This window comes from Variovorax paradoxus NBRC 15149, assembly GCF_001591365.1.
In the GTDB taxonomy this organism is placed as follows: Bacteria; Pseudomonadota; Gammaproteobacteria; order Burkholderiales; family Burkholderiaceae_C; genus Variovorax; species Variovorax paradoxus.
In genome coordinates this window covers 669,132-693,912 of sequence record NZ_BCUT01000007.1, presented here as the reverse complement: position 1 = coordinate 693,912, position 24,781 = coordinate 669,132, and the positions used below count along the sequence as shown (strand labels likewise).

At 68.8% G+C, this 24,781-nt stretch carries 20 protein-coding genes; 5 read left to right on the top strand and 15 right to left on the bottom strand.

The window, feature by feature from the left end:
* Positions 1-2: 2 nt before the first annotated feature.
* From VPA02S_RS28800 to VPA02S_RS28790, 3 genes are all read right to left on the bottom strand, one after another.
* Entirely contained in the window at positions 3-479 is a 477-nt protein-coding gene (locus tag VPA02S_RS28800) for a VOC family protein (protein WP_018904459.1), read from the bottom strand.
* A gap of 65 nt (positions 480-544) precedes the next feature.
* Positions 545-1,918 carry a sensor histidine kinase gene (locus tag VPA02S_RS28795; protein WP_018904460.1) on the bottom strand — a complete coding sequence of 458 codons (1,374 nt, stop codon included), beginning with the start codon at positions 1,916-1,918 and terminating at the stop codon, positions 545-547.
* Positions 1,915-2,571: a response regulator gene (locus VPA02S_RS28790; RefSeq protein ID WP_026283990.1), complete on the bottom strand. Its 657-nt coding sequence runs from the start codon at positions 2,569-2,571 to the stop codon at positions 1,915-1,917. The genes VPA02S_RS28795 and VPA02S_RS28790 overlap by 4 nt, the downstream gene beginning before the upstream one ends.
* Positions 2,572-2,679: 108 nt before the next feature.
* Between VPA02S_RS28790 and VPA02S_RS28785 the strand changes: the two genes are divergently transcribed.
* Positions 2,680-4,746: a S9 family peptidase gene (locus VPA02S_RS28785; protein WP_080642512.1), complete on the top strand. Its 2,067-nt coding sequence runs from the start codon at positions 2,680-2,682 to the stop codon at positions 4,744-4,746.
* 35 nt (positions 4,747-4,781) lie between these two features.
* Here VPA02S_RS28785 and VPA02S_RS28780 read toward each other — a convergent pair whose 3' ends face one another.
* From VPA02S_RS28780 to VPA02S_RS28750, 7 genes are all read right to left on the bottom strand, one after another.
* On the bottom strand, positions 4,782-6,383 hold the full coding sequence (locus VPA02S_RS28780; protein WP_018904463.1) for an MFS transporter: 1,602 nt from the start codon (positions 6,381-6,383) through the stop codon (positions 4,782-4,784).
* Between the two features lie 161 nt (positions 6,384-6,544).
* Positions 6,545-7,177 (bottom strand): PqiC family protein, encoded by a 633-nt coding sequence (locus VPA02S_RS28775; RefSeq protein WP_018904464.1) that lies wholly within the window; start codon positions 7,175-7,177, stop codon positions 6,545-6,547.
* Entirely contained in the window at positions 7,174-8,820 is a 1,647-nt protein-coding gene (locus VPA02S_RS28770) for a PqiB family protein (protein WP_018904465.1), read from the bottom strand. Before VPA02S_RS28770 ends, VPA02S_RS28775 begins: the two co-directional genes overlap by 4 nt.
* Positions 8,817-9,533, bottom strand: coding sequence for a paraquat-inducible protein A (locus VPA02S_RS28765; RefSeq protein WP_018904466.1), 717 nt, complete (start codon positions 9,531-9,533; stop codon positions 8,817-8,819). Before VPA02S_RS28765 ends, VPA02S_RS28770 begins: the two co-directional genes overlap by 4 nt.
* Entirely contained in the window at positions 9,530-10,171 is a 642-nt protein-coding gene (locus VPA02S_RS28760) for a paraquat-inducible protein A (protein ID WP_018904467.1), read from the bottom strand. Before VPA02S_RS28760 ends, VPA02S_RS28765 begins: the two co-directional genes overlap by 4 nt.
* A 20-nt stretch (positions 10,172-10,191) precedes the next feature.
* Positions 10,192-11,622 carry an MFS transporter gene (locus VPA02S_RS28755; protein ID WP_018904468.1) on the bottom strand — a complete coding sequence of 477 codons (1,431 nt, stop codon included), beginning with the start codon at positions 11,620-11,622 and terminating at the stop codon, positions 10,192-10,194.
* Positions 11,623-11,636: 14 nt separating this feature from the next.
* Entirely contained in the window at positions 11,637-12,827 is a 1,191-nt protein-coding gene (locus VPA02S_RS28750; protein ID WP_018904469.1) for a multidrug effflux MFS transporter, read from the bottom strand.
* 240 nt (positions 12,828-13,067) lie between these two features.
* Between VPA02S_RS28750 and VPA02S_RS28745 the strand changes: the two genes are divergently transcribed.
* A complete protein-coding gene (locus tag VPA02S_RS28745; protein ID WP_018904470.1) occupies positions 13,068-14,933 on the top strand; it encodes a M48 family metallopeptidase in 1,866 nt (621 codons plus the stop codon).
* Positions 14,934-14,952: 19 nt separating this feature from the next.
* Here the strand turns inward: VPA02S_RS28745 and VPA02S_RS28740 are convergent, their stop codons facing one another.
* Both VPA02S_RS28740 and VPA02S_RS28735 read right to left on the bottom strand, forming a co-directional pair.
* Positions 14,953-15,567 carry a pyridoxamine 5'-phosphate oxidase family protein gene (locus tag VPA02S_RS28740; protein WP_018904471.1) on the bottom strand — a complete coding sequence of 205 codons (615 nt, stop codon included), beginning with the start codon at positions 15,565-15,567 and terminating at the stop codon, positions 14,953-14,955.
* The gene (locus tag VPA02S_RS28735; protein ID WP_051128012.1) at positions 15,564-16,736 is read right to left on the bottom strand and encodes an MFS transporter; all 1,173 of its coding nucleotides are present in this window, start codon (positions 16,734-16,736) and stop codon (positions 15,564-15,566) included. Before VPA02S_RS28735 ends, VPA02S_RS28740 begins: the two co-directional genes overlap by 4 nt.
* A 78-nt stretch (positions 16,737-16,814) precedes the next feature.
* Between VPA02S_RS28735 and VPA02S_RS28730 the strand changes: the two genes are divergently transcribed.
* A complete protein-coding gene (locus tag VPA02S_RS28730; protein ID WP_026283993.1) occupies positions 16,815-17,699 on the top strand; it encodes a LysR substrate-binding domain-containing protein in 885 nt (294 codons plus the stop codon).
* Here VPA02S_RS28730 and VPA02S_RS28725 read toward each other — a convergent pair.
* Genes VPA02S_RS28725 through VPA02S_RS28715 form a run of 3 tightly spaced genes read right to left on the bottom strand, consistent with a single transcriptional unit; the run spans position 17,696 to position 22,077 of the window.
* Complete coding sequence (locus VPA02S_RS28725; RefSeq protein WP_018904474.1) at positions 17,696-18,274, bottom strand: methylated-DNA--[protein]-cysteine S-methyltransferase; 579 nt, start codon at positions 18,272-18,274, stop codon at positions 17,696-17,698. The genes VPA02S_RS28730 and VPA02S_RS28725 overlap by 4 nt on opposite strands.
* 21 nt (positions 18,275-18,295) lie before the next feature.
* On the bottom strand, positions 18,296-21,373 hold the full coding sequence (locus tag VPA02S_RS28720; RefSeq protein WP_018904475.1) for an FAD-binding and (Fe-S)-binding domain-containing protein: 3,078 nt from the start codon (positions 21,371-21,373) through the stop codon (positions 18,296-18,298).
* A gap of 8 nt (positions 21,374-21,381) precedes the next feature.
* On the bottom strand, positions 21,382-22,077 hold the full coding sequence (locus VPA02S_RS28715; protein ID WP_018904476.1) for a GntR family transcriptional regulator: 696 nt from the start codon (positions 22,075-22,077) through the stop codon (positions 21,382-21,384).
* A gap of 122 nt (positions 22,078-22,199) precedes the next feature.
* On the opposite strand from VPA02S_RS28715, the gene VPA02S_RS28710 reads away from it, so the two are divergent.
* On the top strand, positions 22,200-23,444 hold the full coding sequence (locus VPA02S_RS28710; protein WP_018904477.1) for a pyridoxal-phosphate-dependent aminotransferase family protein: 1,245 nt from the start codon (positions 22,200-22,202) through the stop codon (positions 23,442-23,444).
* A gap of 57 nt (positions 23,445-23,501) precedes the next feature.
* On the top strand, positions 23,502-24,485 hold the full coding sequence (locus tag VPA02S_RS28705) for a Bug family tripartite tricarboxylate transporter substrate binding protein (RefSeq protein WP_012748009.1): 984 nt from the start codon (positions 23,502-23,504) through the stop codon (positions 24,483-24,485).
* Positions 24,486-24,781: the final 296 nt, after the last annotated feature.

Here is a 24,781-nt window from a genome sequence, read left to right as displayed (position 1 = left end):
GCTCACTCGCCGTCGAAGGCTTTCTGCGCCGCGGCGAGGTCGAGCTTGATCATCTTCATCATCGCCCGCATTGCGCGCGCGGCCTTGGCCGAATCCTTGTCCTGGAACAGCCGGATCATGGCCATGGGCACGACCTGCCACGACACGCCGTAGCGGTCGGTGAGCCAGCCGCACTGCACCGGCTGGCCGCCGCCCTCGAGCAGCCTGTCCCAGTAGTGGTCCACTTCGGCCTGTGTCTCGCACTGCACGAGCATCGAGATGGCCGGTGTGAACTTGTACTCCGGCCCGCCGTTGAGCACCATGAACGACTGCCCGTCGAGCTCGAAGGTGGCGGTCAGCAACGAACCCTTGAGGCTCGGATTGGTGTCGCCCCAGAACAACCGGTCCGTGACGCGCGAGTTCGGAAAGATCGAACTGTAGAACTTGAGCGCGTCTTCGCCGTTGCCGTCGAACCAGAGGCAGGGAATGATCTTCTGCATGGGAATCTCCTGGGTCTTTGATAATGAACCTGAAGGTTCAGTATCGAGGCGATGCGAGGTGCTTGTCAACCCTTCGGGCTCGCCGGCAGTACGACGCGGAATCCCACGCCCTGGTTCAAAAGGCCCTCGGTCACTTCCACCCTGCCCCCCATGCGGCCGGCAGCCTGCCTGACGATGGCAAGGCCCAGGCCCGAACCGCTCGCTTCGTGTCCCGATCCGCGATAGAAGCGCTCGAACACCTGCTCATGCTCGGCCGCAGGAATACCGGGACCGTCGTCGGCCACCGTGAGCACCAAGCCTGCCGGGTCTTCGGTGCGAAGCGTCACGGTCACGTGCGCACCGCCGTGCACATACTGGACCGCGTTGTTGAGCAGGTTCTCCAATATCGACTGGAACGCCGGCACGTCGATGGGCGCGTTCAGGCTGTCCGGCGCATCGAATGTCAGCTCGACGCCCCGCGCCATGGCCCGCGGCGCCGCCTGTGCGAGGACCTCGCGGGCCAGCTGCGCAACGTCGACGCGTTTCGGCACCGCGGGCTGGGCATCGTCCAGCAGCGCAAGATCGAGCAGCTGCTGTGTCAGGTGCGAGGCCCGTGCGATCGCCTGCTCCAGATGAGCCTGGGCACGGCCGCGGCTCTCGCTGCTGTCCGCGCCCGCCAGCGCATGCGCCTGAGCCGCAATGACCGCCATCGGCGTTCGCAGTTCATGTGCGGCGTCGTGCACGAACGCGCGCTCGCGCGCCACCTTGTCGCGCAGCTGCTGCAGCATGCGTTCGATTGCGGATGTCAGCGGCCTGAGTTCCGCATAGGGCGGATCGACGCCCAGCGGCGAAAGATCGGATGCCTTTCGATGCCCGATGCCGTCGGCCAGGCGGCGCAATGGCCGCAATCCGTGCTTCACCGCAAACCAGACCGGCAGCAGCACGATGGGAAAGGCGAGCAGCAGATAGGGCAGCACGCTGCGCGTGTTGTTGGGCAGCACCTTGACGAAGGTGCGCTCAGGCTCTGCAATGCGCAGCGACCAGCGCGGCGTTTCGTCCTGGTACACCCAGTACGGCTCGCCATCGATGTGCTGCGTTGCCACCTTTCGCAAGGGCCCGGCCAGGATCTCGCTGCGCAGTTCCGGCGACGAATGAATCAGCTTTCCGCCGCGTTCCGACAGCTGGAACCGGAGCGTCCCCGCCGGGTTGCCGCTGATCCGCATGCTCTTGTAGATCGTTTCGGCCGAGGCGATCACGGCGCGCGCGCGCGCTTCGTCATCGAGCTGCGAGATCGCCTGCGTCAACGACCTGCCGAGCCGGCTCAACCCCTGGTCGACGGTCAACGACTGCCGGAAGTTGATATACATGTACGCCTGCAATGCCAGCAGCACGAAGACGAAGGCCAGCAGCACCGCAAGAAACACACGCTGCACGAGCGAGGGGCGCCACAGCCTGCTCATGGCACGAGCATGTAGCCCACGCCGCGCACGGTGTGCACCATGGCACCGCCGATCTTGCGCCGCAGGTTGGACACATGCACCTCCACCGCGGCGAAATCCACCGGCTCGCCCAGGGGCTCCAGCTTTTGCGCGAGCACGCCCTTGGCAACCACTGCGCCCGGCTCGCGCGCCAGCTCGAGCAGCAGCCGGAACTCGCGCGGCGACAGTTCCAGCGGCTCGCCGTTCAGCGACGCCACGTGCCGGCGCGGTTCGATGGACAGCGTGCCCAGGGTCCATACCTCGCTGGCCTGCCGCGCCGAGCGGCGCAGCACGGCGCGAATGCGCGAAATCAGCTCGGCGGTGGCGAAGGGCTTGATCACGAAATCGTCCGCGCCTCCGTCGAGCCCGGCCAGCCTGTCTTCCACCGCCGAACGGGCGGTGATCACGATGACGGGGAGGCTGCTGCCCCCGCGCCGCCAGCGTGCGAGCAGCTCAAGGCCATTGCCGTCGGGCAGCGACAGGTCGAGCAGCACGCAGTCGAATGCGCTCCCGTCCAGTTCGCGTGGCGCATCCGCCGCCCGCCGGCGCCATTCGCTGCTCAGGCCGTCGACCTTGAGCGCGGCCTGCAGGGCGCGGCCAAGTTCAAGGTCGTCTTCGATCAGCAGGATGTGCACCCGGCCATTGTGCGCGAGCGAACCTTTGGCAAAGCCAAAGGTTGCGGCCCGCAGAATCCAGGCGCGGACAAGGCCGCACGCCAGAACATTCACGAGGGACCCCAAAGCATGAGAAACACCAGGACCCCCAGCGGTTGGTACGCCGCTCTTGCAGCCATGTGCAGCGCCGCGGCACTGCTTGCCGGCTGCGCCACCGGCCCCACGCACCCCGCGCTGGTGTCGGCGCGGCAGGACAACACGCTCCCGCCGCTCGTGCCGATGCGGCGTTTCGTGGCGAACATCGATGCGGTCAACGGCCACGTTCTCTCGCCCGATGGACAACAGCTTGCATGGGTGCAGGCGGTCGGCACCGATGTGGGACTTGGCGTGCGCAAGACCTCCGATGCGGCCGAGGTCAAAAGCCCCAGCACCCGCACCTTTGCGACCGGCACGCTCGCGCGGCCCTTCGTGTCCGGGCCAACCTACATGTGGCTGCCCGACAGCCGCCACCTGGCCTACCTCAAAGACTTCACAGGCGACGAGAACACGCAGATCTTCGTGCTCGACACCGAGGCTCCGGGCGCCAGGCCCTGGGCCGTCACGCCCTGGCCGGGCGTGCGCTCGGCCATGCTGGGATGGGGCGCGCCGGGCAGCGCCAGCTTCCTGTTCGCGAACAATCAGCGGGACCGCTCCAGCATGGATCTTTTCGAAGGCGATGCCCGCACGCGCACCGTGCGCGAAATTGCGCGCAGCGAGCCCGACAGCCGCGTGCTGGCCTGGTTCATCGACACCCGGCGCGAACTCGCGGGCCGCATGCGGCAGCTCGGAAGCGCGGACGGCTCCGACCGGCTTCTGGAACTGCGCCAACCCGACGGCAGCTGGCGCGCCTTCCGGACGGTGAAGGCATTCGATTCCTTTTGGCCGCAGCGCATCGACCTCGGCGCGGGGCGGCTCTGGGCATTGACGAATGTGGGGCGCGACAAGCTTGCGCTGGTCGAGGTCGATCTTGCCAACGGCACGGAGAAGCTGCTCGCGGAAGATGCCGAGGTCGACCTTGACTACGGCGTGTTCCCGCCGCAGCAGGGAGCGCCGCTGGCGTATGTTTCCGAACCCGGCCGTCCCCGCATCTCCTACCTCGACACCGCACTGGCCAGCGAAGTGGCCGGCGCCGTGAAGACGGCCCGGGAGCGCGGCTGGCTGGAGGCCGAACCCGTCATCACGCGGCCCGCGAGCATGGCCAACGACGTGCGCCGCATCGTGCTGCGCTCGACCACCGAGAACGAACGCGTCGAACTGCTGCTGGACCGCACGAGCGGCCAGCTCACGCGCCTCACGCCGCCGCGCGAGCCGACGGCCGACCTCTTCTCGCCCATGGAACCCTTCTCCTTCAAGGCATCGGATGGTCTCATCGTGCATGGCTATCTCGTGCGGCCGCTCGGGGTAAAAGGGCCCGCGCCGCTGGTGGTCGACATCCACGGCGGCCCCTGGAGCCGCGACTCATGGCAATCTGCCGGCTTTACACCCACGCAGATGCTGGCGAACCGAGGCTATGCCGTGCTCAACGTGAACTACCGCGGCTCCGGCGGCTACGGGCGCGCCTTCATGATGGCGGGCGCGCGCGAAACCAGCGGCCGGCTTCAGCGCGACATTGCCGAGGCCGTGCAATGGGCCATCGACCAGGGCGTGGCCGACCCCAAGCGCATGGCCGTGCTCGGCGGCAGCTTCGGCGGGTTCTCGGTGCTCGCCCAATTGATCCAGAAGCCGCACGACTACCGGTGCGGCATCGACGTGGTGGGCGTCGCCAACTGGCCCCGCGTGATCGAGAACTGGCCGCCCTTCTGGCGCAACCGCCACTACTTCGCACTCTTCTACGGCGACGTGAACAAACCGGAGGAACGCGCACGCATGCTGCAGGACTCGCCCATCTCGCAGATCGACCGCATCACCGCGCCGTTGCTGGTGATTCATGGTGCCAACGACGTACGCGTGCTGCGGCAGGACTCGGACGACGTGGTGGCCACGCTCCAGAAGCTCGGCCGGCCGGTCGAGTACATGAGCTTTCCCGACGAGGGGCACAGCGTGCGCAAGTGGCGCAACCGGCTCGCGCAATGGCGAAAGATCGAGGACACCCTGGCGGTGTGCCTTGGCGGGCGCAGCAACGGGTTCGACTTCTACGAACTGATGCCCCGGCAATAGTCCTCGTGGCGCCGGGGCGCGGCGCGGCCCTTTTTTCAGCCGCCGCTGCCGTGGTCCTTCGCCGCCCCGCCGCCGATCATCAGCCAGGCGCTCAAGGCACTGAGCACGGCCAGGCCCGCGCTCAGCAGCATCACCCAGCGAAAGCCCGCGACGAAGGATTCGGCCACGGCCTTCTTCAGGGCCGCGGCGGTGGCCGCATCGACGCCCGGCGGCAGCGCGGCGCCGGCCAGCTTGCTGCGCTCGCCTTCGAGAAATGCCGTCGCCTCGGGCGATGCGCCGATGCCGCGCAGGTTGTCAACCAGCGCGCCGTCGAAAGCCCAGGCCATGATCACGCCGAACACCGCAATGGCCAGCACCGCGGCCGCACGCGACACCGCGTTGTTGACGCCCGAGGCCACGCCGGCCTGCTCCGGCCCCACCGCGTTCATCACGGTGGTGGTGAGCGGCGCCACGGTCACGGTCATGCCGAAGCCCAGCACCACCACCGCGGGAAAGAAGCCGCGCCAGTAGCTCGCTTCCACGCCGGGCACCGCGAACAGTGCGAAGCCCGCCGCGGCAATCGCGGGGCCGATCACCAGCGGCAGCCGCGGGCCGAAGCGGTCGACCAGCTGCCCGGCCCAGCCCGAGAGCGCGAACATGATGAGGATGAAAGGCAGCAGCGCCGCACCCGCTACCGTGGCCGAGTAGCCCTGCACCTGGATCAGGTTGAGCGGAAAGAAATACAGCCCGCCGCCGAGCGCCGCATACAGCAGCAGGGTCAGCAGGTTGGCGCCGCTGAAGTTGCCGATGCGCAGCAGCGCGAGCGGCAGCATCGGCGTGCGCGCACGGCGCTCCACGGCAATGAAGCCCGCGCTGGCGGCGATGCCGATGCCCAGCGCCGCCAGCACCGCGGGCGAACGCCAGTGCTGCGTGGGCGCCTCGATGAACGCATAGACGATGCCGCCGAGGCCGGCCGTGGCCAGCAGCGCACCCATGAGATCGAGCCCGCCGCTGGCCGACGAGCCGCGGCTCTCGGGCACGTGGCGCCATGCGATCCACAGCACCAGCAGCGCCATCGGCACGTTGATGAGGAAGGCCCAGGCCCACGAGAAGTGATCGACCAGGAAGCCGCCGAGCACCGGCCCCGCGGCCGCCGTGATGCCGCTGAAGCCCGACCAGACGCCGATGGCCTTGCCGCGCTCCTTCTCGGGAAATGCGGCGCTGATGAGCGCGAGGCTGCCGGGCACCAGCAAGGCCGCGCCGATGCCCTGCACCGCGCGCGCGGCAATCAGCTGCTGCACGCTGCCCGAGAGCCCGCAGGCCACGGAAGCAAGGGCGAAGATGCCCACGCCGATCGCAAAGATGCGGCGCCGCCCGAAGTGGTCGCCGAGCGCGCCGCCCACCAGCAGCAGCGCCGCCAGCAGCAAGGCATAGGACTCGACCACCCACTGCGCCTGGAACGCCGTGGCCCGCAAATCGGCCTGGATGGCCGGCAGCGCCACGTTGACCACCGTGCCGTCGATGAAGGCCATGCTCGACCCCACGATGGCCGCGGCCAGCACCCAGGGCTTGGACGCGTCGGGACAGGCGCCCTCCTGCGTCTTGGCGCCATGCAGGATCAATGCGTTGTCGCAGGGTGCCTTGCCGATCTGTGCCATGGTGAGAGCTCCGATCTATCTGGAAGCAGATGCCTGTCTTGCTCCTTCCCCCTCCGGGGGAAGGTCGGGATGGGGGCTGCTCGCAACTGGACGCCACGCATCGATGAGCGCCGTCGTGCCCCCACCCCGGCCCTCCCCCGGAAGGGGAGGGAGAAAGAGAATCAGGCCGCACATAAGGTCGCGGACGGATTCGCCCGCGCCGCATTCACGCTGCGCGCAATGGCCGCGGCTGCCGCGGCGGTGATGCGCTGCGCGCCCTGCGCCACCGCATCGATGCCGCCTGCGACCGCTTCACCCGCGTCCAGCTGGCACACCACGGTGCGCGGCTCGTCGGAGCGCCGCAGCGTCCAGTTGAAGCCTGCATCCACGCGCCCGCCATCGACCGCGTCGAACCGCCGCACCTGCACAGCGATGCGCCACACGGGCTGCGCGGACGGGCGGCCGCCCTTGGTGACATCGAGCGCACCGAGCCGCGCCGCGATGCCGCTGGCCAGCGCGTCCTGCAGCTCGTTCTCGAACGATGCGGCCCAGCGGTGCTGCTCGAGCACGTCGACCTGCACGCTGCCGCCCGGCCGGCCCACCACCATCTGCGGCCGCGCGAGCCGCTCGGGCACCGCCACCGGCGCCAGCTCGATGTAGAGCGGCGCCGCGGTGCCGAGGGTCGACGGGGCCGCCTCCGCGGCCGGCACTGCGCTGGCGAGCGTGTAGTAGCTGTCGGGCTTGCTCGCGCAGCCTGCGAGGACCATCAGCGCCGCGACGGCAGCAAGCGAAAGCAGATTCTTCTTGTTCTTCATTTCTTGTCGTCCGGTTTGCCGCGCAGGAGCGACTCGGGATGCCGCTCGAGGTAGTCGGTCAGCACGCGCACCGAGCCCGCGGCGCGCGTGAGTTCGCGCAGCGTCTGGCGCATGTCCTGCTGCAGCGGAGAGTCGTCGGCCAGCGTGCGCTCGGCGCTGTTGACGGTCTTGCGCACATCCTTCATGGCGGCGGCCAGTTCGGGCGTCAGGTCGGTGTTGATGCGGTTCACCGCCTGCTCGGTGCTGGCCAGCGTCTTGTTGAGCGAGGCCAGCGTGGTGCGCAGGTCGGCCGCGATCTGCTCGTAGGGCACCTTGTTGAGCTTGCTTGCGATCTCCTGCACCTGCGACTGGATCTCGTCCAGGCTGTTGGCGATGGTGGGCAGCTCGATCGGGTTCTTCGTCACGTCGATGCGGGCCGGCGGCGCCTTGGGAAAGAAGTCGAGCGCCACGTACACCTGCCCGGTCAGCAGGTTGCCGTTGCGCAGCTGCGCGCGCAGCCCCTTCTCGGCCAGGAAGCGCAGCCGCTCCTGCTGGGTGGCGCGCGACTCCACGCCGCTCTCGCCCGCGCGGCGGCGCAGCCGGTCCGGATAGACCTGCACCAGCACCGGCATGCGGAACTCGCGCTCGGCGCGGTCGAACTCCACGCCGATCGACTTGACCTCGCCGATCACCACGCCGCGGAAATCGACCGGCGCCCCCGGCGTGAGGCCGCGCAGCGACTGGTTGAAGTACATCAGCAGCGTCTGCGGCGGGCCGTCGGGCTCCTTCATGGCAGCGGTTTCGTCCTGCGCCAGCGTGAAGGCCGTGTTCTCCTTGGCCAGCGGGCCCATGGCGTCGTCGGGCGCCTGGAAGGCGATGCCGCCGAGCAGGATGGTGGCGAGCGACTGCGTGCGCAGCGTGAAGCCGCTGGCGCTGAGCTGCGCGTCGATGCCGCTGGCCTGCCAGAAGCGCGTGTTGACGCCCACGAACTTGTCGTAGGGCGCATTGACGAAGATGCGCAGCGTCACGCCGCGGCCGTCGCCGTCGAGCTCGTAGGCCGCCACCTGGCCCACCTTGATGCGCCGGAAATACACCGGCGAGCCCACGTCGAGCGAGCCCACGTCGGTGGCGCGCAGCAGGAACTGCTGGCCCGAGGCATCGCGCGTGACGATCGGCGGCACCTCCAGCCCCTTGAACTCGCTCGCGGTCTCGTTCGACACGCCCGCGTCGGCGCCGATGTAGGCGCCCGACAGCAAGGTGCCCAGGCCCGAGATGCCCGAGGTGTCGAGCCGCGGCCGCACCACCCAGAAGCGCGAATCCTCGGCGGTGAAGCTCTCGGCCTCCTTGCTGAGCTGCACGGTCACGCGCACATGCGAGCGGTCGCGCGCGAGCTTCAGGCTCTGCACCGTGCCGATCTGCACGTCCTTGTACTTGACGGCCGTCTTGTTGGCCTCCAGGCCCTCGGCCGTGTTGAAGGTGAGCACGATCTCGGGCCCGCGCTGCATCAGGATCCGGACCACCAGCATCACGCCGACCAGCGCGGCAACGATGGGGATCAGCCAGATCAGCGAGGGCAGCCATTCGCGCCGGCGCACCACGCGCGGCGCAGGAAGCCCGGGCGGGGGGGATGGATCGTTGGGGGGTCTGGCTTCGTCGTCGCTCATGCTGGCTTGTGTTCCCTGTTGTCGCGTGCCGGTTCCCGGCGTTCCCGTTCGGCTTCCTGCTGCTGCTCCTGCCGGCTGTCCCAGTTGAGCCTGGGGTCGAAGCTCAGCGAGGCCAGCATCGTCAGCACCACCACCGATCCGAAGGCCGCAATGCCCACGCCCGCGTTGATGACCGCAAAGCCCTGGATCTGCACCAGGCCGGTGAGCAGCGACACCACGAACACGTCGAGCATCGACCAGCGGCCGATGATCTCGATGATGTGATAGAGCCTGGCCCGCTCGGGCCGGCGCCAGCTGCTGCCGCGCTGCGCCAGCAAGGCCAGCAGGATCAGCACCGTGAGCTTGAACAGCGGCACCAGGAAGCTCGCAATGAAGATGATGGCCGCGAGCCCGTAGGCGCCCGACACCCAGAAGTAGATGACGCCGCTCAGGATGGTGTCGTACTGCGCGCCGAAGAGCGTGCGCGTGATCATCACCGGCAGCAGGTTGGCCGGGATGTACATGATGCACGCCGCAATGAGGAAGGCCCAGGTGCGGTTCAGGCTGTAGGGCTTGCGCGTGTGCAGGTGCGTGCCGCAGCGCCCGCAGGGCTCGCCCTCGGCAGCGCCGCGCCAGACGGCATCGCAATGCGGGCAGGCCAGGAGGCCCAGCGCGCTGGCCGTGGCCACCGGCGCTTCGGCGTCGTCCGGCGCCTGGAATTCGCCTGCGCTCACGCGGCCTCCCTGCCGGGCTCGCCGGATTCGCCGGGCGGGCGAAAGGTCATTTCCCAGAAGGCATTGGGGTTGAACGAGAGCACCGCGGTGAGCAGCACCGTGAGCGCCATGAAAGCCCACAGCGCCGGCCCCGCCACCACGCTCGCCATGCTCGAGAGCTTGACGATCGCCACCAGCACGCCGAGCAGGAACACCTCGATCATTCCCCAGGGCCGCAGCATCTGCATCGCGCGCACCAGGATCGCAAAGCCGGCCGGGCGGCGCTCGCGGCTGAGCGGCACCAGCAGGTACGCCAGGATGCACAGCTGCATCAGCGGAAAGAGCAGCGTCGTCGCCAGCACCAAGAGCGCCACCACCGACATGCCTTCGCGGCTCAGCACCAGCACGGCGCCGGCCAGCGTGGTCTGGCTGCGCAGGCCCTGCAGCTCGATCTCGACGATCGGGAACAGGTTGGCAATGGCGAACATGATCAGCGAGGCCACCGTCAACGGCAGGATGCGGCGCTGCTGGTCGCCCGCGTGGCGATAGAGCTCGGTGCCGCAGCGGGCGCAGCGCGACACCTCGCGCGGCTTCAGGGGCGCGCGGCTGAAGACCGCATCGCAGCCCGGGCAAACCACGGTTCCAGGTACTTCCGTCATAGGGGCGTACCCTAACCTATTCAGCCGCCCTGCCCTGTGGTCTTCAGCCGCAGGCTGCTGAAGACCGCCGCCAGGCCCGCGCAGCAGGCCGCCAGCACCAGCGCCACCACCGGCCCGCGGCCGCCGTGCGGGGTCCAGATGCTGAACACGCCGGCCAGCACCACCGCGCCCAGCGTCTGCCCCGTGAGCCGCGCCGTGCCCAGCATGCCGCTGGCCGCACCGCTGCGGTGCGCCGGCGGCGAGGTCACGATGGTGTGGTTGTTCGGCGACTGGAACAGGCCGAAGCCCAGCCCGCACAGCGCCATGCGCCAGGCGATGTCGGCATTGCCCGGATGCGCCGGCAGCGCCGCCAGCAACGCCAGGCCGATGGCGAGCAGGCCGAGGCCAATGCCGCCCAGCAGCCCGTCCGGATAGCGCCCGATCAGCCGGCCCGCGATGGGCGCCATGGCCACGATGGCCAGCGGCCAGGCGGTGATGAGCAGCCCGGCCTCGATGTGGCTGCGGCCGTACACCTCCAGCAGCAGGAACGGCAGCGCAATGTAGGCCAGCATCTGCGCGCAGAAGGCCGCCACCGACGTGCCCATGGAAAGCGCGAACACCGGAATGCGCAGCAGGTCGATCGGGAACAGCGGCACCGCCAGCCTGCGCTGGCGCCGCAGATAGACGAAGCCCACCGCCACGCCGGCCAGCAGGATGGCCCAGGCCGAGGCCTGCGCGCCGCCGGGCACGCCGCCCTCGCGCACGCCCAGCCGGTCGACGCCCAGGAACACCAGCGAGAACATCAGCACGTTGAGCGCCACGTCGATCGGCGAGAAGCGCAGGCCCGCCGCCGGCGCCACGCGGTTGAACGGCAGCGCCTTGAGGCCCAGCGCCAGCGTGATGGCGCCCAGCGGCACGTTGATGGCAAACAGCCACGGCCACGAAGCCACCGAGAGAATGGCGGCCGCCACCGAGGGCCCGGCCACCGAGGACGTGGCCACCACCATCGAGTTGATCGCCATGCCGCGCCCCAGCAGCGCCGACGGAAAGGTCAGCCGCACCAGCGCCGCGTTCACGCTCATGATGCCGGCCGCGCCCAGGCCCTGGAAGGTGCGCGCGGCAATCAGCGTGGCCAGCGAATCGGCAAAGGTGGCGCCGATCGAGGACACCGTGAACACGGCCATGCCCACCAGGTAGACGCGCCGGTAGCCGACCAGGTCGCCGAGCGATGCCAGCGGCAGCAGCATCACCAGCGTGGCGATCTGGTAGGCGTTGACCACCCAGATCGCATGCGAGGGGCTGGCCTGCAGTTCGCGCGCAATGCCCGGCAGCGCCAGGTTGACGATGGTGCCGTCGAGCACCGCCACCATGATGCCGAGGATGATCACCAGCATTGCGCGCTGGCGCGCCGGCGGGTCCAGCCCGTCGGCGTCCTGCGCAGCGTCGCTCTCGACCGCCGCCGCGGCTTGCATGTGCGCTGCGCCGCTCACGCCTCTTGCGTCCTGCGCGTGGGTTCGGAACGCACGCTGCCCAGCGTGAGCCAGGTCAGCACCAGCGCGATCAGCGCGCCGCCGGCCATGCCGGCCACCATCGGCAGCGGGCGGCCGTCGGTGAAGAGGCCTACCACCGCCATGGCCAGTGCGCCGGTCAGCATCTGCAGCGTGCCGAGCAGCGCCGAGGCCGTGCCCGCGATGGCGCCGTGCATTTCCAGCGCCAGCACGCCGGTGGTCGGGATCACCAGGCCCATGAAGCCGGAGGCGATGAAGTACAGCACGATCAGCACCCAGAGGCTGTCGCCGCCCGCGGCAAAGTACGTGAACATCGCCAGCATCGCCATGCCCGAGGCCACCACGCCAAATTTGACGAGGCCCACCAGCCCGAAGCGCTCGCCCAGCGAACCGGTGAACTGCGAGGCGCCGATGAAGGCCGCCGCGTTCACGCCGAAGGCCACGCTGTAGAGCGCGGGCGACAGGCCGTAGTGGTCGATCATCACGAACGACGAATTCGCCAGGTAGGTGAAGAAGCCCGCCATCGCAAAGCCGCCGATGAACACCAGCCCGAGGTAATGCCAGTCGCGCAGCAGCACCCCGTAGGCCGACAGGGCGCTGCCGAGGCTGCTCTCGACGCGCTCCGAGGCCGGCCGCGTTTCGCGCAGCTGCGTGACCATCATCGCAAGGCCCGCCACCGCGGCAAGGGTCACGGCCCAGAACACGCCGCGCCAGCCCGCCACCGCAATCACCGCGCTGCCCGCGAGCGGCGCGAGGATCGGCGACACGCTGAACACCAGGATCAGCAGCGACATGAGGCGCGCGGCATCGGTGCCGGTGTGCAGGTCGCGCACCACCGCGCGCGGAATCGCCATGCCGGCCGCCGCGCCCAGGCCCTGCACGAAGCGCAGCGCGATCAGCGTGTGGATGTCGGTGGCCAGCGCGCAGCCCACGCTCGCCAGCGCGAACAGCACCAGCCCGGCGTACAGCGGCGGCTTGCGCCCGACCATGTCCGAGACCGGCCCGTACAGCAGCTGGCCCGCACCCAGCGAAAGAAAGAACGCCGTGAGGCTCATCTGCACCGCGCCGATGTCGGCGCGCAGCGCCTGGCCGATGGCCGGCAGCGCCGGCAGGTACATGTCGATGGCGAAGGGCCCGATGGCCGAGAGCAGGCCCAGCAGCAGGGCCATCTTGAAAAAAGGAGACGAAGAACGCATTGGAGCGATTGTCGCCAAGCGCGGCATCCGGTGCAGGCGTGGGGTCGCCGCGTCGCTGTTGCTAATTCTGCGCAAAGAGTACGACCTTCGTATTCACGCCATGCGCATGCACGATTTTCGACATACGCAAGGAGGCAAACGCCCGCTACGCTATCGCCTTTCCGGCCGGTTTTGCACAACGAATCACAACATCGCATCCAGGAGAAGCACCCCATGGCCCTCGCCCGAACGATCCATGCCGACCTCTTTCGCGTCTTCCTTCTGACCCTGGTGTCGCTCTTCGCCATTCCGGCGGCGACGCTGGTCTTCACGGAGTACGCGCTGCGCACGGAGGACGCCGAATTCCTGCAGGCGATCGAGAAGCGCATCGCCTCCGACACCAGCCTGTCCGCCGGCAACAAGGCGCAGGCCACCGAGTTCTACCGCAGCCATCCGCTCTCCAAGGCCTGCAGCGCGACCGCGCCCCAAGACAAGAACTACCACGACAAGGTGTGCAGCCCCTACTCGATGCACTGGCAGTTCCACTGGGCCGACCGCGCTGCCGGCTGGACGCTGGTGCTGGGCGCCGCCCTGCTCGCGGCGGCGCTGGTGCTGGGCGCCTTGGCCTTTGCCAACCGGGGCCTGCGCTATGCGAGCTTCGTGGCGGGCTGGCGGCTCATGACGGTGTCGAGCGCGCTCGAGGTCGCGCTGCAGGGCGCGATGCTGGTGTGGCTGTCGTTCTGGGTCACGGCCTACTTCTGGCACAGCTACTACGTCAAGCTGATCATCATTGCGGGCATCGCGGCCGCGGTGGCCGTGTTCTATGCGATCTACACGCTGTTCAAGAAGCTGCCCTTCGGCAACGAGATCGAAGGCGAAGTGGTGGCCGAGGCCGATGCGCCGCGCCTGTGGGAGCGCATCCGCCAGCTGGCCGCGCGCGTGAAGACCGCGCCGCCCGACCAGATCGTGGCCGGCATCGACACCAACTTCTTCGTCACCGAGGCGCCCTGCGACGTGGGCGGGCGCACGCTGCAAGGCCGCACGCTGTTCGTGAGCATTCCGCTGCTGCGCGTGCTCGACCAGTCCGAGGCCGACGCGGTGCTGGCGCACGAGCTGGCCCACCTGGGCGGCGGCGACACCCGCAGCAGCGCGGCGCTCGGCCCCAAGCTGCTGCAGTTCGACCAGTACACCTGGAAGATGCGCGACGGCGGCCTGAGCATCGTGGCGCACTACCTGCTGCGCCTGTATCGCATGATCTTCGCCTTTGCCCTGGCGCGCGACAGCCGCGAGCGCGAATACAAGGCCGACAGCGTCTCCGCGAGCCTCACGGCGCCCGGCGCCATCGTGCAGTCGCTCATCAAGATCGCGGCCTATGCGAGCTACCGCAACGACGTCGAACGCAAGCTCTTTGCGCAGGACCGCCAGCACGACGGCGCGCTCGGCATCGCGGGCTTCGTGGCTGCCGGCCTGCCGCCCTATGCCAGTTCGGATGCGTTCGTCGAAACCATGAAGACCGCCGACGTGCCGCACCCCTACGACAGCCATCCGCCGCTGCTCGAACGCATGCGCAACGTCGGCCACCATGTGCCCGAAAGCGCCTACGGTGCGATCGTCGCGACCGCGCCCGCGGCCTCGTGGGCCGACGACATCGAAACCGCCGCCGCCATCGAACAGCGGCTGTGGAGCGACTACGAACAGCGCTTCGTGCAGAACCACGAACTGAGCCTCGCCTACCGCTACGAGCCCGCCACCGAGGAGGAGCGCGCCGTGGTGCTGCGCCACTTTCCGCCGGTTGCCTTCGCGCTGAAGAACAGCGAGAGCATCGAGGTGAGCCATGCGGGCCTGCGCCAGAGCGTGGATGGCGGCTCGACCGTCGGCTGGGACGAAGTCAAGGACCTGACCTTCCAGGACAACACCTTCGGCGACCTGCTGGTGGTCACGCACCACGACAAGGGCATGCTCGGCGCGCGCACCACCAAGCTCAAGGTGGGCGGCCTCGGCAAGCAGAAGGAGAATTTCAAGGGCGCGGTCGGGCGCTACTGGCAGCGCCACCAGATCATGCGGGCGCAGCAGCAGCACCAGGCCTCGCCCGAGCCCTGAACGAACCGAAAGGCGCTGCTCAATACAAGGTGGCGCGCTGCCGCGCCGGCAGCTCGCGGTCGTAGCTCTCGCCGTCGAAGGCGGCACCGGTCAGCGCTGACAGGATGGCGCCGGGCGTGGGCACCTCGCGGCGCGAATCCGCCGGCAGCGGCGCCCACAGCTTCGAGCGCTGGATGGCGCGCGCACACTGGAAGAAAACCGATTCCACCCGGATCTCGATCACGCACTGCGGCGGCTTGCCCTCCATTGCGAAGCGGGCCATGAGCCCGGGCTCGGTCGTGATGCGCGCCCTGCCGTTCACGCGCAGGGTCTCGCCCACGCCTGGAATCAGGAACAGCAGCGCCACGCGCGGATCGGCCACGATGTTGCGCAGGCTGTCGATGCGGTTGTTGCCGCGGCGCTCGGGCAGCAGCAGCGTCTTCTCGTCCTGCACCGCCACGAAGCCCGGCGGGTCGCCGCGCGGCGAGGCGTCGAGGCCGCCGGGCCCGGTGGTGGCCAACACCGCAAAAGGAGAAGCAGCAATCAGCGCCTGGTAGCTCGGGTGCAGCCAGGGCACCTCCTTCTTGAGCGAGGCCTCGCCGGCTTCGCCGAACAGCGCTTCGAGCTGCGCGAGGGTGTCGATGGCATGGGTCATGGGATCACTCCTTGTTGCTTGTCCGGCGATGCCGACGGGTTCCTGCCGCAGGCCAGCGCCGCGGCGGCGAGCAGCAGCGCGCAGATGCCGTAGAGCCACGACGATGCCACGACCGGCAGCAGGAGCCCGGCCAGCATCGGCCCGATGCCGGCGCCAACGTCGCGCCACACCGCGCGCGCGGCCAGCGCATGCATGCGCTCGGGCCCCGGGGTGCGGCGCGCCACGATCGGCGGCAGCAATGGCAGCTGCAAGGCGCGCAGCACCACGATCAGTGCCGCGCAGCTCCACAGCCAGCCCAGCCCGAAGCCCGCCAGCGCGATCGCCGTCACGAGCGAAAGGCTCACCAGCAGCCGCTCGGCACCGAAGCGCTCCGCCATGTGGCCGCCGACCGGGCTCAGCAGGATTTCCGCGAGGTAGCGCAGCGCCATCAGCGAGCCGGCCATCACCACCGCGCCGCCCGGCATCAGGTCCTTGCCCAGATAGGACAGGCCGACGATGAAGAGCCCGTCGAGCGTGAGTCCTTCCATGAACGACCAGGTATCGAGGCTGTTGGGCCGCCCGAAGCGGCGCGCGGGCCGGCCGTGCGGGCTGCCGTGCGCCGCCGCAGGCAGGCGCCGCGTGGCCAGCACCGCCACCAGCGAGAACGCCGCAAGAATGCAGAAGATGATGCGCGGCCCGGCCCACAACGCCAGCAGCGCGCCCAGCGGCAACGCGAGCACCGGCCCCATCGCGATGAGTGCGCGCGAACGCCCGCTGCGGCGCGCCGCACCGAGCAGTTCGGCCGTGGCCAGCGACTGCGTCGACAGGTTGAGCGCGGCAAAGCACAACCCCCACACGAGCCGCAGCGGCAGCAGCGCCCAGAAGCCCGAGAGCGTGGCATAGCCGAGTCCGCAGAACGCAGCCGCCACCACCGCGATGGTGCAAGTGAGCCGATCACCGTTGCGCGCATAGAAGCGCGCCACCGCGCCATAGCCCGCAATGCGCACGAGCCGGTTGGCCGCAAGCAGCATGCCGGCCTCCGCCAGCGTCACGCCGAACTGCGCCGCATACATCGGCAGCAGCAGGTAGAGCACCACGTCGGCCGGCAGCGAAAGGCCGAGCGCAATGGCCGCGTGGCGGGAGTTCAGGTCGGTGGCGACAGGAGCTGGAGCGGGCTGTGTGCGAAACATCGAGCCCGCATCGTGCGCCGGCGCAAGGCATGCCGACAAACGACATTAATGCCCGCCATGCGTGAGAAAATTGCACGCATGCCGCTTCGAGAACCGCCCCTCAATGCCGTGCGCGCCTTCGTCGCCGCGGCCCGCCACCAGAGCTTCACGCGCGCGGCGATCGAGCTTCATGTGACGCACAGCGCGGTGAGCCGGCAGATCAAGAGCCTGGAGGAATGCCTGGGCGTCGCGCTGTTCGAGCGCCGCATCCGCCAGGTCGCCCTGACTGCGGAGGGGCAGCAGTTCTTCGCCGAGGCGGGCCCGGCCATCGCGCAGATCCATTCGGCGGCGCGTGCATTGCAGGCGCAAGGGCCGGCCCGTGCCGTGAGGATCAACGTGCGGCCCTCCTTCGCGGTGCGGTGGCTCATTCCGCGGCTGCCCTTGTTCGTCGAGCGCTACCCCGAGATCGAGCCGCAGGTGGTCACGAGCACGGTCATGCCCGAACAGGCCGCGGGCAGCTTCGACATCGCGGTGCGCCGCGGGCTCGAGGGCTGGCCGCCTTCCATCGAGGTGCGCCCCTTCCTCGAGGACGAAGTGCTGGTGGTCGGCGCGCCGGCGCTGTTCAAGGCGCATCCGCTTTCGGACCTGCGCGCGCTGGCCTCGCATGTGCAGCTGTCGGCCCGCACGCGCAAGGAAGACTGGGACGCCTGGAAGAAGCACGTCGGCGCACCGCGCGCCAAGCCGGCGGGGCGGCTGCAGTTCGACCACCTGCACTTCGTGCTGCAGGCCGCCGTCGACGGGCTCGGCATCGCGCTGGCGCCGACCTCGCTGGTGGCCCACGACCTGGCCTCGGGCCGGCTGCAGTCGCCACTGCCCGCGCTGCGCATGCCGCTGAACCGCTACTACTACGGCCTCTCGCCCGACGCCGCGCCGGAAGCCGCGTACGTCGCGCAATGGTTCGAGGAAATGATGGGCCCGCGCTAGAACAGCGAAGCCATTCCGTTCGGCCGCGCGCCTTCGATGTCGAGCATGCGCAGCTTCGTCAGCGCGCCGCCGCCCGCCGAAAAGCCGCCGGGCTTGTTGCCCGCGGCCAGCACGCGGTGGCACGGCACCACGGGCGCGAAGGGGTTGTGGCCCATGGCCTGGCCCACCGCGCGCGACAGGCCCTTGTCGCCGAGTTCGGCCGCGATCTCGCCATAGGTGCGCGTCTGCCCGGGCGGAATGCGCCGTGCAATCGCATAGATGCGCTGGTGGAATTCCGACACATGGCTCATGTCGAGCATGATGTCGCTGAGGTCGTCGTCGGATTCGCCGTTCAGCAGGCCCTGGATGGCCGCGATCGCGCGCCGCGCGCTTTCGGGCGGCTCGGCTTCGCTCAGGTTTGCAAAGCGGCGCTGCATGCGCGCCCGCGTGGCGGCTTCGCCGTTTTCTTCGGGCAACTGCACGCCGACGAGCCCACGCGGTCCCCAGGCCAGCGCGCAGGTGCCGATGGCGGTTTCGAACAAGGCAAAGCCTGGCTCGATGGTTTCGCTGCTGGTGCTGCCCGATGCTGCATTCATCGCGCCATTTTCTGCCAGCCGCTAAGCCTGATCGGGCGGCAGGGTTGGCGGCACCAGGTGCCGCTCCAGCAGCACCGCCACATGCACCGCCTTGCGCTGCGCGCCGTCGCCGATCTGATGGCGGCAGCTGGTGCCGTCGGCCACCACGATGGCGTCGGGCCGCGCGCGGATCGCGGGCAGCAAACTGGCCTCGGCCATCTGCATCGACACGTCGATGTGGCGCGCCTCGTAGCCGAAGCTGCCCGCCATGCCGCAGCAGGAGCTTTCGATCAGCTCGGGCTCGGCGCCGGGAATGAGCCGCAGCACGTCCAGGATCGGGCTGACCGCGCCGAAGGCCTTCTGGTGGCAGTGGCCGTGCAGCAGGATCGGCGCCGTGGCCGGCGTGAGCGCGAGCTTGAAGCGGCCGGCCTTGAGCTCGCGTGCAATGAACTCCTCGAACAGCAAGGCCTGCTTCGCCACGGTTTCGGCTTTCTTGCCGAAGCCCATCACCAGGGTTTCGTCGCGCAGCGTGAGCAGGCACGAAGGCTCGAGCCCGACGATGGGCACGCCGGCCTCGGCCAGCGGCCTGAGCGCGTCGATCAGTGCTTCCGCACGGCGCTTGGCCTCGCTGACCATGCCGCTCGCCAGGAAGGTGCGGCCGCAGCAGTGGTGCCCGCCGCTCTTCTCGACCGTGTGCAGCGTGTAGCCCGCGGCCTTGAGCACACGCGCCGCGGCCAGCGCGTTCTCGCTTTCGAAGGTGCCGTTGAAGGTGTCGACGAAGAGCACCGCCGCGCGGCCGCCGTTCGCCTGCACCGACAGCACGGCCTCGCGGCTGGCGAACATGCCCGGCAGCTCGGCCTTGGCGCGCCAGAAAGTATCGGAGCGCCATTCGGGCAGCGACCGGCGCGCCGAAAAGCCCAGCAGCTTCTCGCCGAGCCAGGCGGCGCCGGGCACGGTGTTGCGCAGGTTCATGAGCCACGGCAGGCGGCTCGCCTTGTGCGCGTAGTCGGGCATGTGGGCCACCAGCTTGTCTTTTAGCGAGTGGCCGTGGCGCTTCTTGTAGTGGTCGAGGAACTCGATCTTCATCTTCGCCATGTCGACGCCGGTCGGGCAATCGCGCTTGCAGCCCTTGCAGCCCACGCACAGGTCCATGGTCTCGTGCATCTCTTCGCCGGTGAAGGCGTCGGCGCCGAGCTGGCCCGACAGCGCGAGCCGCAGCGTGTTGGCGCGTCCGCGCGTCAGGTGCTGCTCGTCGCGCGTCACGCGGTAGCTCGGGCACATGGTGCCGGCGTCGAACTTGCGGCAGTGGCCGTTGTTGTTGCACATTTCCACGGCCTTGGCGAGGCCGCCGGTGCTGTCGCCGCCGGTGCCGGGCGCGGTGGTCTTCTCGGTCACCGGGTCGGCGTTGACGTTCCAGGCCGACCAGTCGAGCACGGGCTTGAGCTCGATACGCCGGTAGGGCCTGGGCGCGGTAGGCGGCGCAAAGCGCAGCAGCGAGGCATCGTCCATGCGCGGCGTATCGACGATCTTGCCGGGGTTGAACAGGTTGGCCGGATCGAGCTCGCGCTTGATGGCGCGGAAGGCCTCGTTGATGGCCGGACCGAACTGCCATTCGATCCACTCGCCGCGGCACAGGCCGTCGCCATGCTCGCCGCTGAAGGCGCCCTTGTACTTGCGCACCAGCGCCGCGGCCTCTTCCGCAATGGCGCGCATCTTGGCGCCGCCGTCGGTGCGCATGTCCAGGATCGGCCGCACGTGCAGCGTGCCGACCGAAGCATGCGCATACCAGGTGCCGCGGCTGCCGTACCTCGCAAACACCTCGGTCAGTGCATCGGTGTATTCGGCCAGGTGCTCGAGCGGCACGGCGCAGTCCTCGATGAAGCTCACCGGCTTGCCGTCGCCCTTCAGGCTCATCATGATGTTGAGGCCGGCCTTGCGCACTTCCCAGAGGTTCTTCTGGCGCGCGTCGTCGGGCATTTCGACCACGCTGCCGGGCAGGCCGAGGTCGCCCATCAGCTCGACCAACTGCCTGAGCCGTGGCAGCAGCGCGGCTTTCTCGGCGCCGGCAAACTCGACCAGCAGGATGGCCGCGGGCTTGCCGATCAGCGCGGTTTCCACCGTGGGCTTGAAGGCCGGGTTGGCAAGGCTCAGCTCGATCATCGTGCGGTCGACCAGCTCCACCGCCGTGGGGCCCAGCTTCACGATGTGCTGCGCCGCATCCATGGCCGCATGGAAGGTCGGAAAGTTCACGATGCCCAGCACCTTGGCGCGCGGCAGCGGCGCGAGCTTGAGCGTGAGGCTCCGGGTGTAGGCCAGCGTGCCCTCGGCGCCGACCAGAAGGTGCGCGAGGTTCACGCTGCCGTCGGCGGTGTAGGGGCGCTCGCTCTGGTTGTCGAAGATGTCGAGGTTGTAGCCCGCGACGCGGCGCAGCACCTTGGGCCAGTGGGCGTGGATCTGCTCGCGGTGCGCCAGCGCAAGCCCGTGCACGAACTTTGCGATGCCCCCCGCGCGGGCGCCCAGCGTGGATTGCGGGCCGAACTCCACCAGCTCGCCGCTCGAGAGCCAGGCGCTCGCACCCAGTACGTTGTGCACCATGTTGCCGTAGGCGATGGAGCGCGAGCCGCAGGAGTTGTTGCCCGCCATGCCGCCCAGCGTGGCCTGCGCGCTGGTCGACACATCGACCGGATACCAGAGGCCGTGCGGCTTGAGCTGCGCATTGAGGTGGTCGAGCACCAGGCCGGGCTCGACGGTGGCGGTGCCCTCCTCCAGGTTCACGTCGAGCACGCGGCGGAAATGCTTGCTGTTGTCGATCACCAGCGCGGCGCCCGTGGTCTGGCCGCACTGGCTGGTGCCGCCGCCGCGCGCGAGCACCGGCACCTTCAGGTCGCGTGCGATGTCGATGGCGGTGGCAATGTCGCGTTCATTCGTCGGCACGAAGGCGCCGACCGGCGTGATCTGGTAGATCGACGCATCGGTGGCATAGCGGCCGCGCGAGCCGTCGTCGAACAGCACCTCGCCCTCGGTCTCGGCGCAGAGCCGCCGTGCGAGCAGCTCGCAGGTGTCGTTGGGCGGAAGAACGGTTCCGGCGGGCTGGATGTGGCTGGCGGGATCGACGCGCATGGTGAAGGTCAGCTCGCTGTGTGGGCCTGGGGATAGATCTGGCCGGTGCGCATCAGCTCCAGCACCGTGTCGCGCTTGCGCATCACGTGGGAGATGAGCACCTTGCGCATGCCGGCGGCATCGCGCGCGGCCAGCGCAACGATCATCTGCTCGTGCTCTTCGACCGCATGCTTCCACTTGGCATCGTTCTGGTTGGTGCGAAAGCGCAGCGACTGCACGCGGGCATTGATGGAGCGGTAGGTGCTGGACAGCACCGGGTTGCCCGCGGCCTCGTTGATGGCGGTGTGGATGCGCGCGTTGAGGCGGTAGTAGCCCGAGAGATCGCGCCGCGCGAAGCAGGCCATCATTTCGTAGTGCAGCGCGCGCACCTCGGCCAGTTCCTCGTCGGTGATGCGCTTGGCCGCGAGCTCGCCCGACATGCCTTCGAGCATGGCCAGCACCTCGAAGGTGTTGAGCACGTCGGCCTCGGTGAGCTTCACCGCCACCGCGCCGCGGTTGGGCAGCAGGTCGACCAGCCCTTCGGCCGCGAGCAGCTTGATGGCCTCGCGCAGCGGCGTGCGCGAGACGCGCAATTGAAGGCACAGCTCGCGCTCGTTGAGCTTGGCGCCGGGCGCGATGTGCCCTTCGACCAGCATCGTGCGCAGGCGCGACGCGACCTGGTCGTGCAGCGCGAGGCGCGAGATTTCGATGATGTCTGCGGTCATTTCTGTTTCCCTTGAATGCATTTTGAATGCAAAAAACCACAGCCGCAATCCCATTAAATAAGGGTAAACCATCATACTTAAATCAGTTTTGAATGCAAAACTGAAAGCGAAAGGACAGTCCCATGCTGCAACTCGACATCCATCCCACCGGTCGCCACTTCCTCCAGATCCCCGGCCCGAGCCCGGTGCCCGACCGCATCCTGCGGGCCATGAGCCTGCCGACCATCGACCACCGCGGACCCGAGTTCGGCACGCTGGGGCTCAAGGTGCTCGGCGGCATCAAGCAGATCTTCAAGACGAAGCATCCGGTCGCGATCTACCCCGCTTCCGGCACCGGTGCCTGGGAGGCCGCGCTCGCCAACACGCTGAGCCCGGGCGACCACGTGCTGATGTACGAGACCGGCCACTTCGCATCGCTGTGGCAGAAGATGGCCACGCGGCTCGGCCTGTCGACCGAATTCCTCGCCTGGTCCGGCAAGGACGAGCAGCTGCCCGCCGCGCCCAGCTGGCGCCGCGGCGTGCAGGCCGACCTCATCGAGGCGCGCCTGCGCAAGGACACCGAAAAGAAGATCAAGGCCGTGTGCGTGGTGCACAACGAAACCTCCACCGGCGTCACTTCCGACATCGCCTCGGTGCGCAAGGCCATCGACGCGGCGGGCCATCCGGCGCTGCTGATGGTCGACAGCATCTCGGGCCTGGCGAGCGCCGATTTCCGGCACGACGAATGGGGCGTGGACGTGACCATCAGCGGCTCGCAGAAGGGCCTGATGCTGCCGCCGGGCATCAGCTTCAACGCGCTCTCGCCGCGGGCGCTCGAAGCCTCGAAAAGCGCGAAGCTGCCGCGCGCCTTCTGGGCCTGGGACGAGATCGTGGAGATGAACAAGGACGGCTACTGGCCCTACACGCCCAACACCAACCTGCTCTACGGCCTGTCGGAATCGCTCGACATGCTGCTGGCCGAAGGGCTGGACAACGTGTTTGCGCGCCACCAGCGCTGGGCCGCCGGCGTGCGCGCGGCGGTCGATGCCTGGGGCCTGCCGATCCAGTGCGCCGACCCGGCCGTGTATTCGCCCGTGCTCACCGGCGTGATCACGCCCGAAGGCGTGGATGCCGATGCGCTGCGCCGGCTCATCCACCAGCGCTTCGACCTTTCCTTGGGCACGGGCCTGGGCAAGCTCAAGGGCCGCATGTTCCGCATGGGCCACCTGGGCGACAGCAACGACCTGACGCTGGTGGCGATGGTCGCGGGCGTCGAGATGGGCATGAAGCTCAGCGGCATCAAGCTCGCGGGCAGCGGCGTGCAGGCCGCCATGGACCATTTCGCGAGCCATGCAGCGGCGCATGCCGGCCTGCAGAAGGCCGCCTAGCTGCGAGCACGCATCGAGCCCGGCACGCATCGGACCCACCACACAACGGAGACAAAGATGATGATGCAGAGACGTTCGCTGATCCAGGCCGCGGGAGCCGCAGCCGCCACGCTGGGCGTACCCCGGCTCTTCGCGCAGGAGTGGCCTTCGGGACCGGTGCGCATCGTGGTGGGCTTTCCGCCCGGCGGCGGCACCGATGCGCTCGCGCGCGTGGTGGCGCAGAAGCTCACGGTGATGTGGAACCAGCAGGTCATCGTCGAGAACAAGGGCGGCGTGGCCGGCGTGCTGGCAGCCGAATACGTGTCGCAGCAGCCCAGCGACGGCAGCACGCTGCTGATGGCGCACATCAACAGCCATGCGCTCGCGCCCAGCCTGCAGCCCAAGCTGCGCTACAGCGTGGAACGCGACTTCGTGCCGATCGTGCTGGTGGGCGTCACGCCCAACCTGCTGATCGCGAGCCCGGCGCAGAAGGCGCTCACGGTGAACGACATCGTGGCCGCCTGCAAGGCCTCGCCCGGCACGGTGAGCTTCGGCTCCGCGGGCGCGGGCTCGGCGCAGCACCTGGCGCTGGAGATGTTCAAGCTGCAGGCCCGGGTCGATGCGCTGCATGTGCCCTACAAGGGCAGCGGCCCGCTGCTGGCCGACCTGATGGGCGGGCAGATCCAGTACAGCTTCGAGACCATGACCGCGGCCACGCCGCATGTGAAGAGCGGCCGCGTGCTGGCCGTGGCGCAAACGCGCACCAAGCGCGCCAAGGGCCACCCAAGCGTGCCGACGATGCAGGAGCAGGGCTTTGCGGGCTTCGAGGCCACCACCTGGTATGGGCTCGCAGGTCCGGGCAAGCTGCCGCCGGCGATTGCCGAGAAGGTGAACCGCGACGTCAATGCCGTGCTCGCGATGCCCGACGTGCAGGAAAAGCTCGACACCTACGGCGCGGAAGATGGCGGCGGGTCGCAGGACAAGTTCAAGCAGTTCATCTCGACTGAGATCACCAAGTGGGCGAAGGTGGTGAAGGACGGCAAGGTTCATGTGGACACTTGACGTGCTGTTGTTCGGGGTGCGCTCCCGCCGACGGGGTACCTTGCTCCGCGAATGTCCCCCGCCTTCGGCTCCTCCTTTATTTCGCTGCGCAAGGCACCCCATCAGCGGGAGCGTGATCAGAGCCGTCGTTGATCAGCGGTACACCAGCAGCGTGCCCTGGTGCACAGGGCATCGGGTGCTCCCCGCAGCGAAATCAAGGAGGAGCCGAAGGCGGGGGACATTCGCGGAGGGGAGTACCCGGTGGCCTGTGCACGCGCCCTGAACAACAGCGCCAAGAACAAGATACAAAAGCAGCG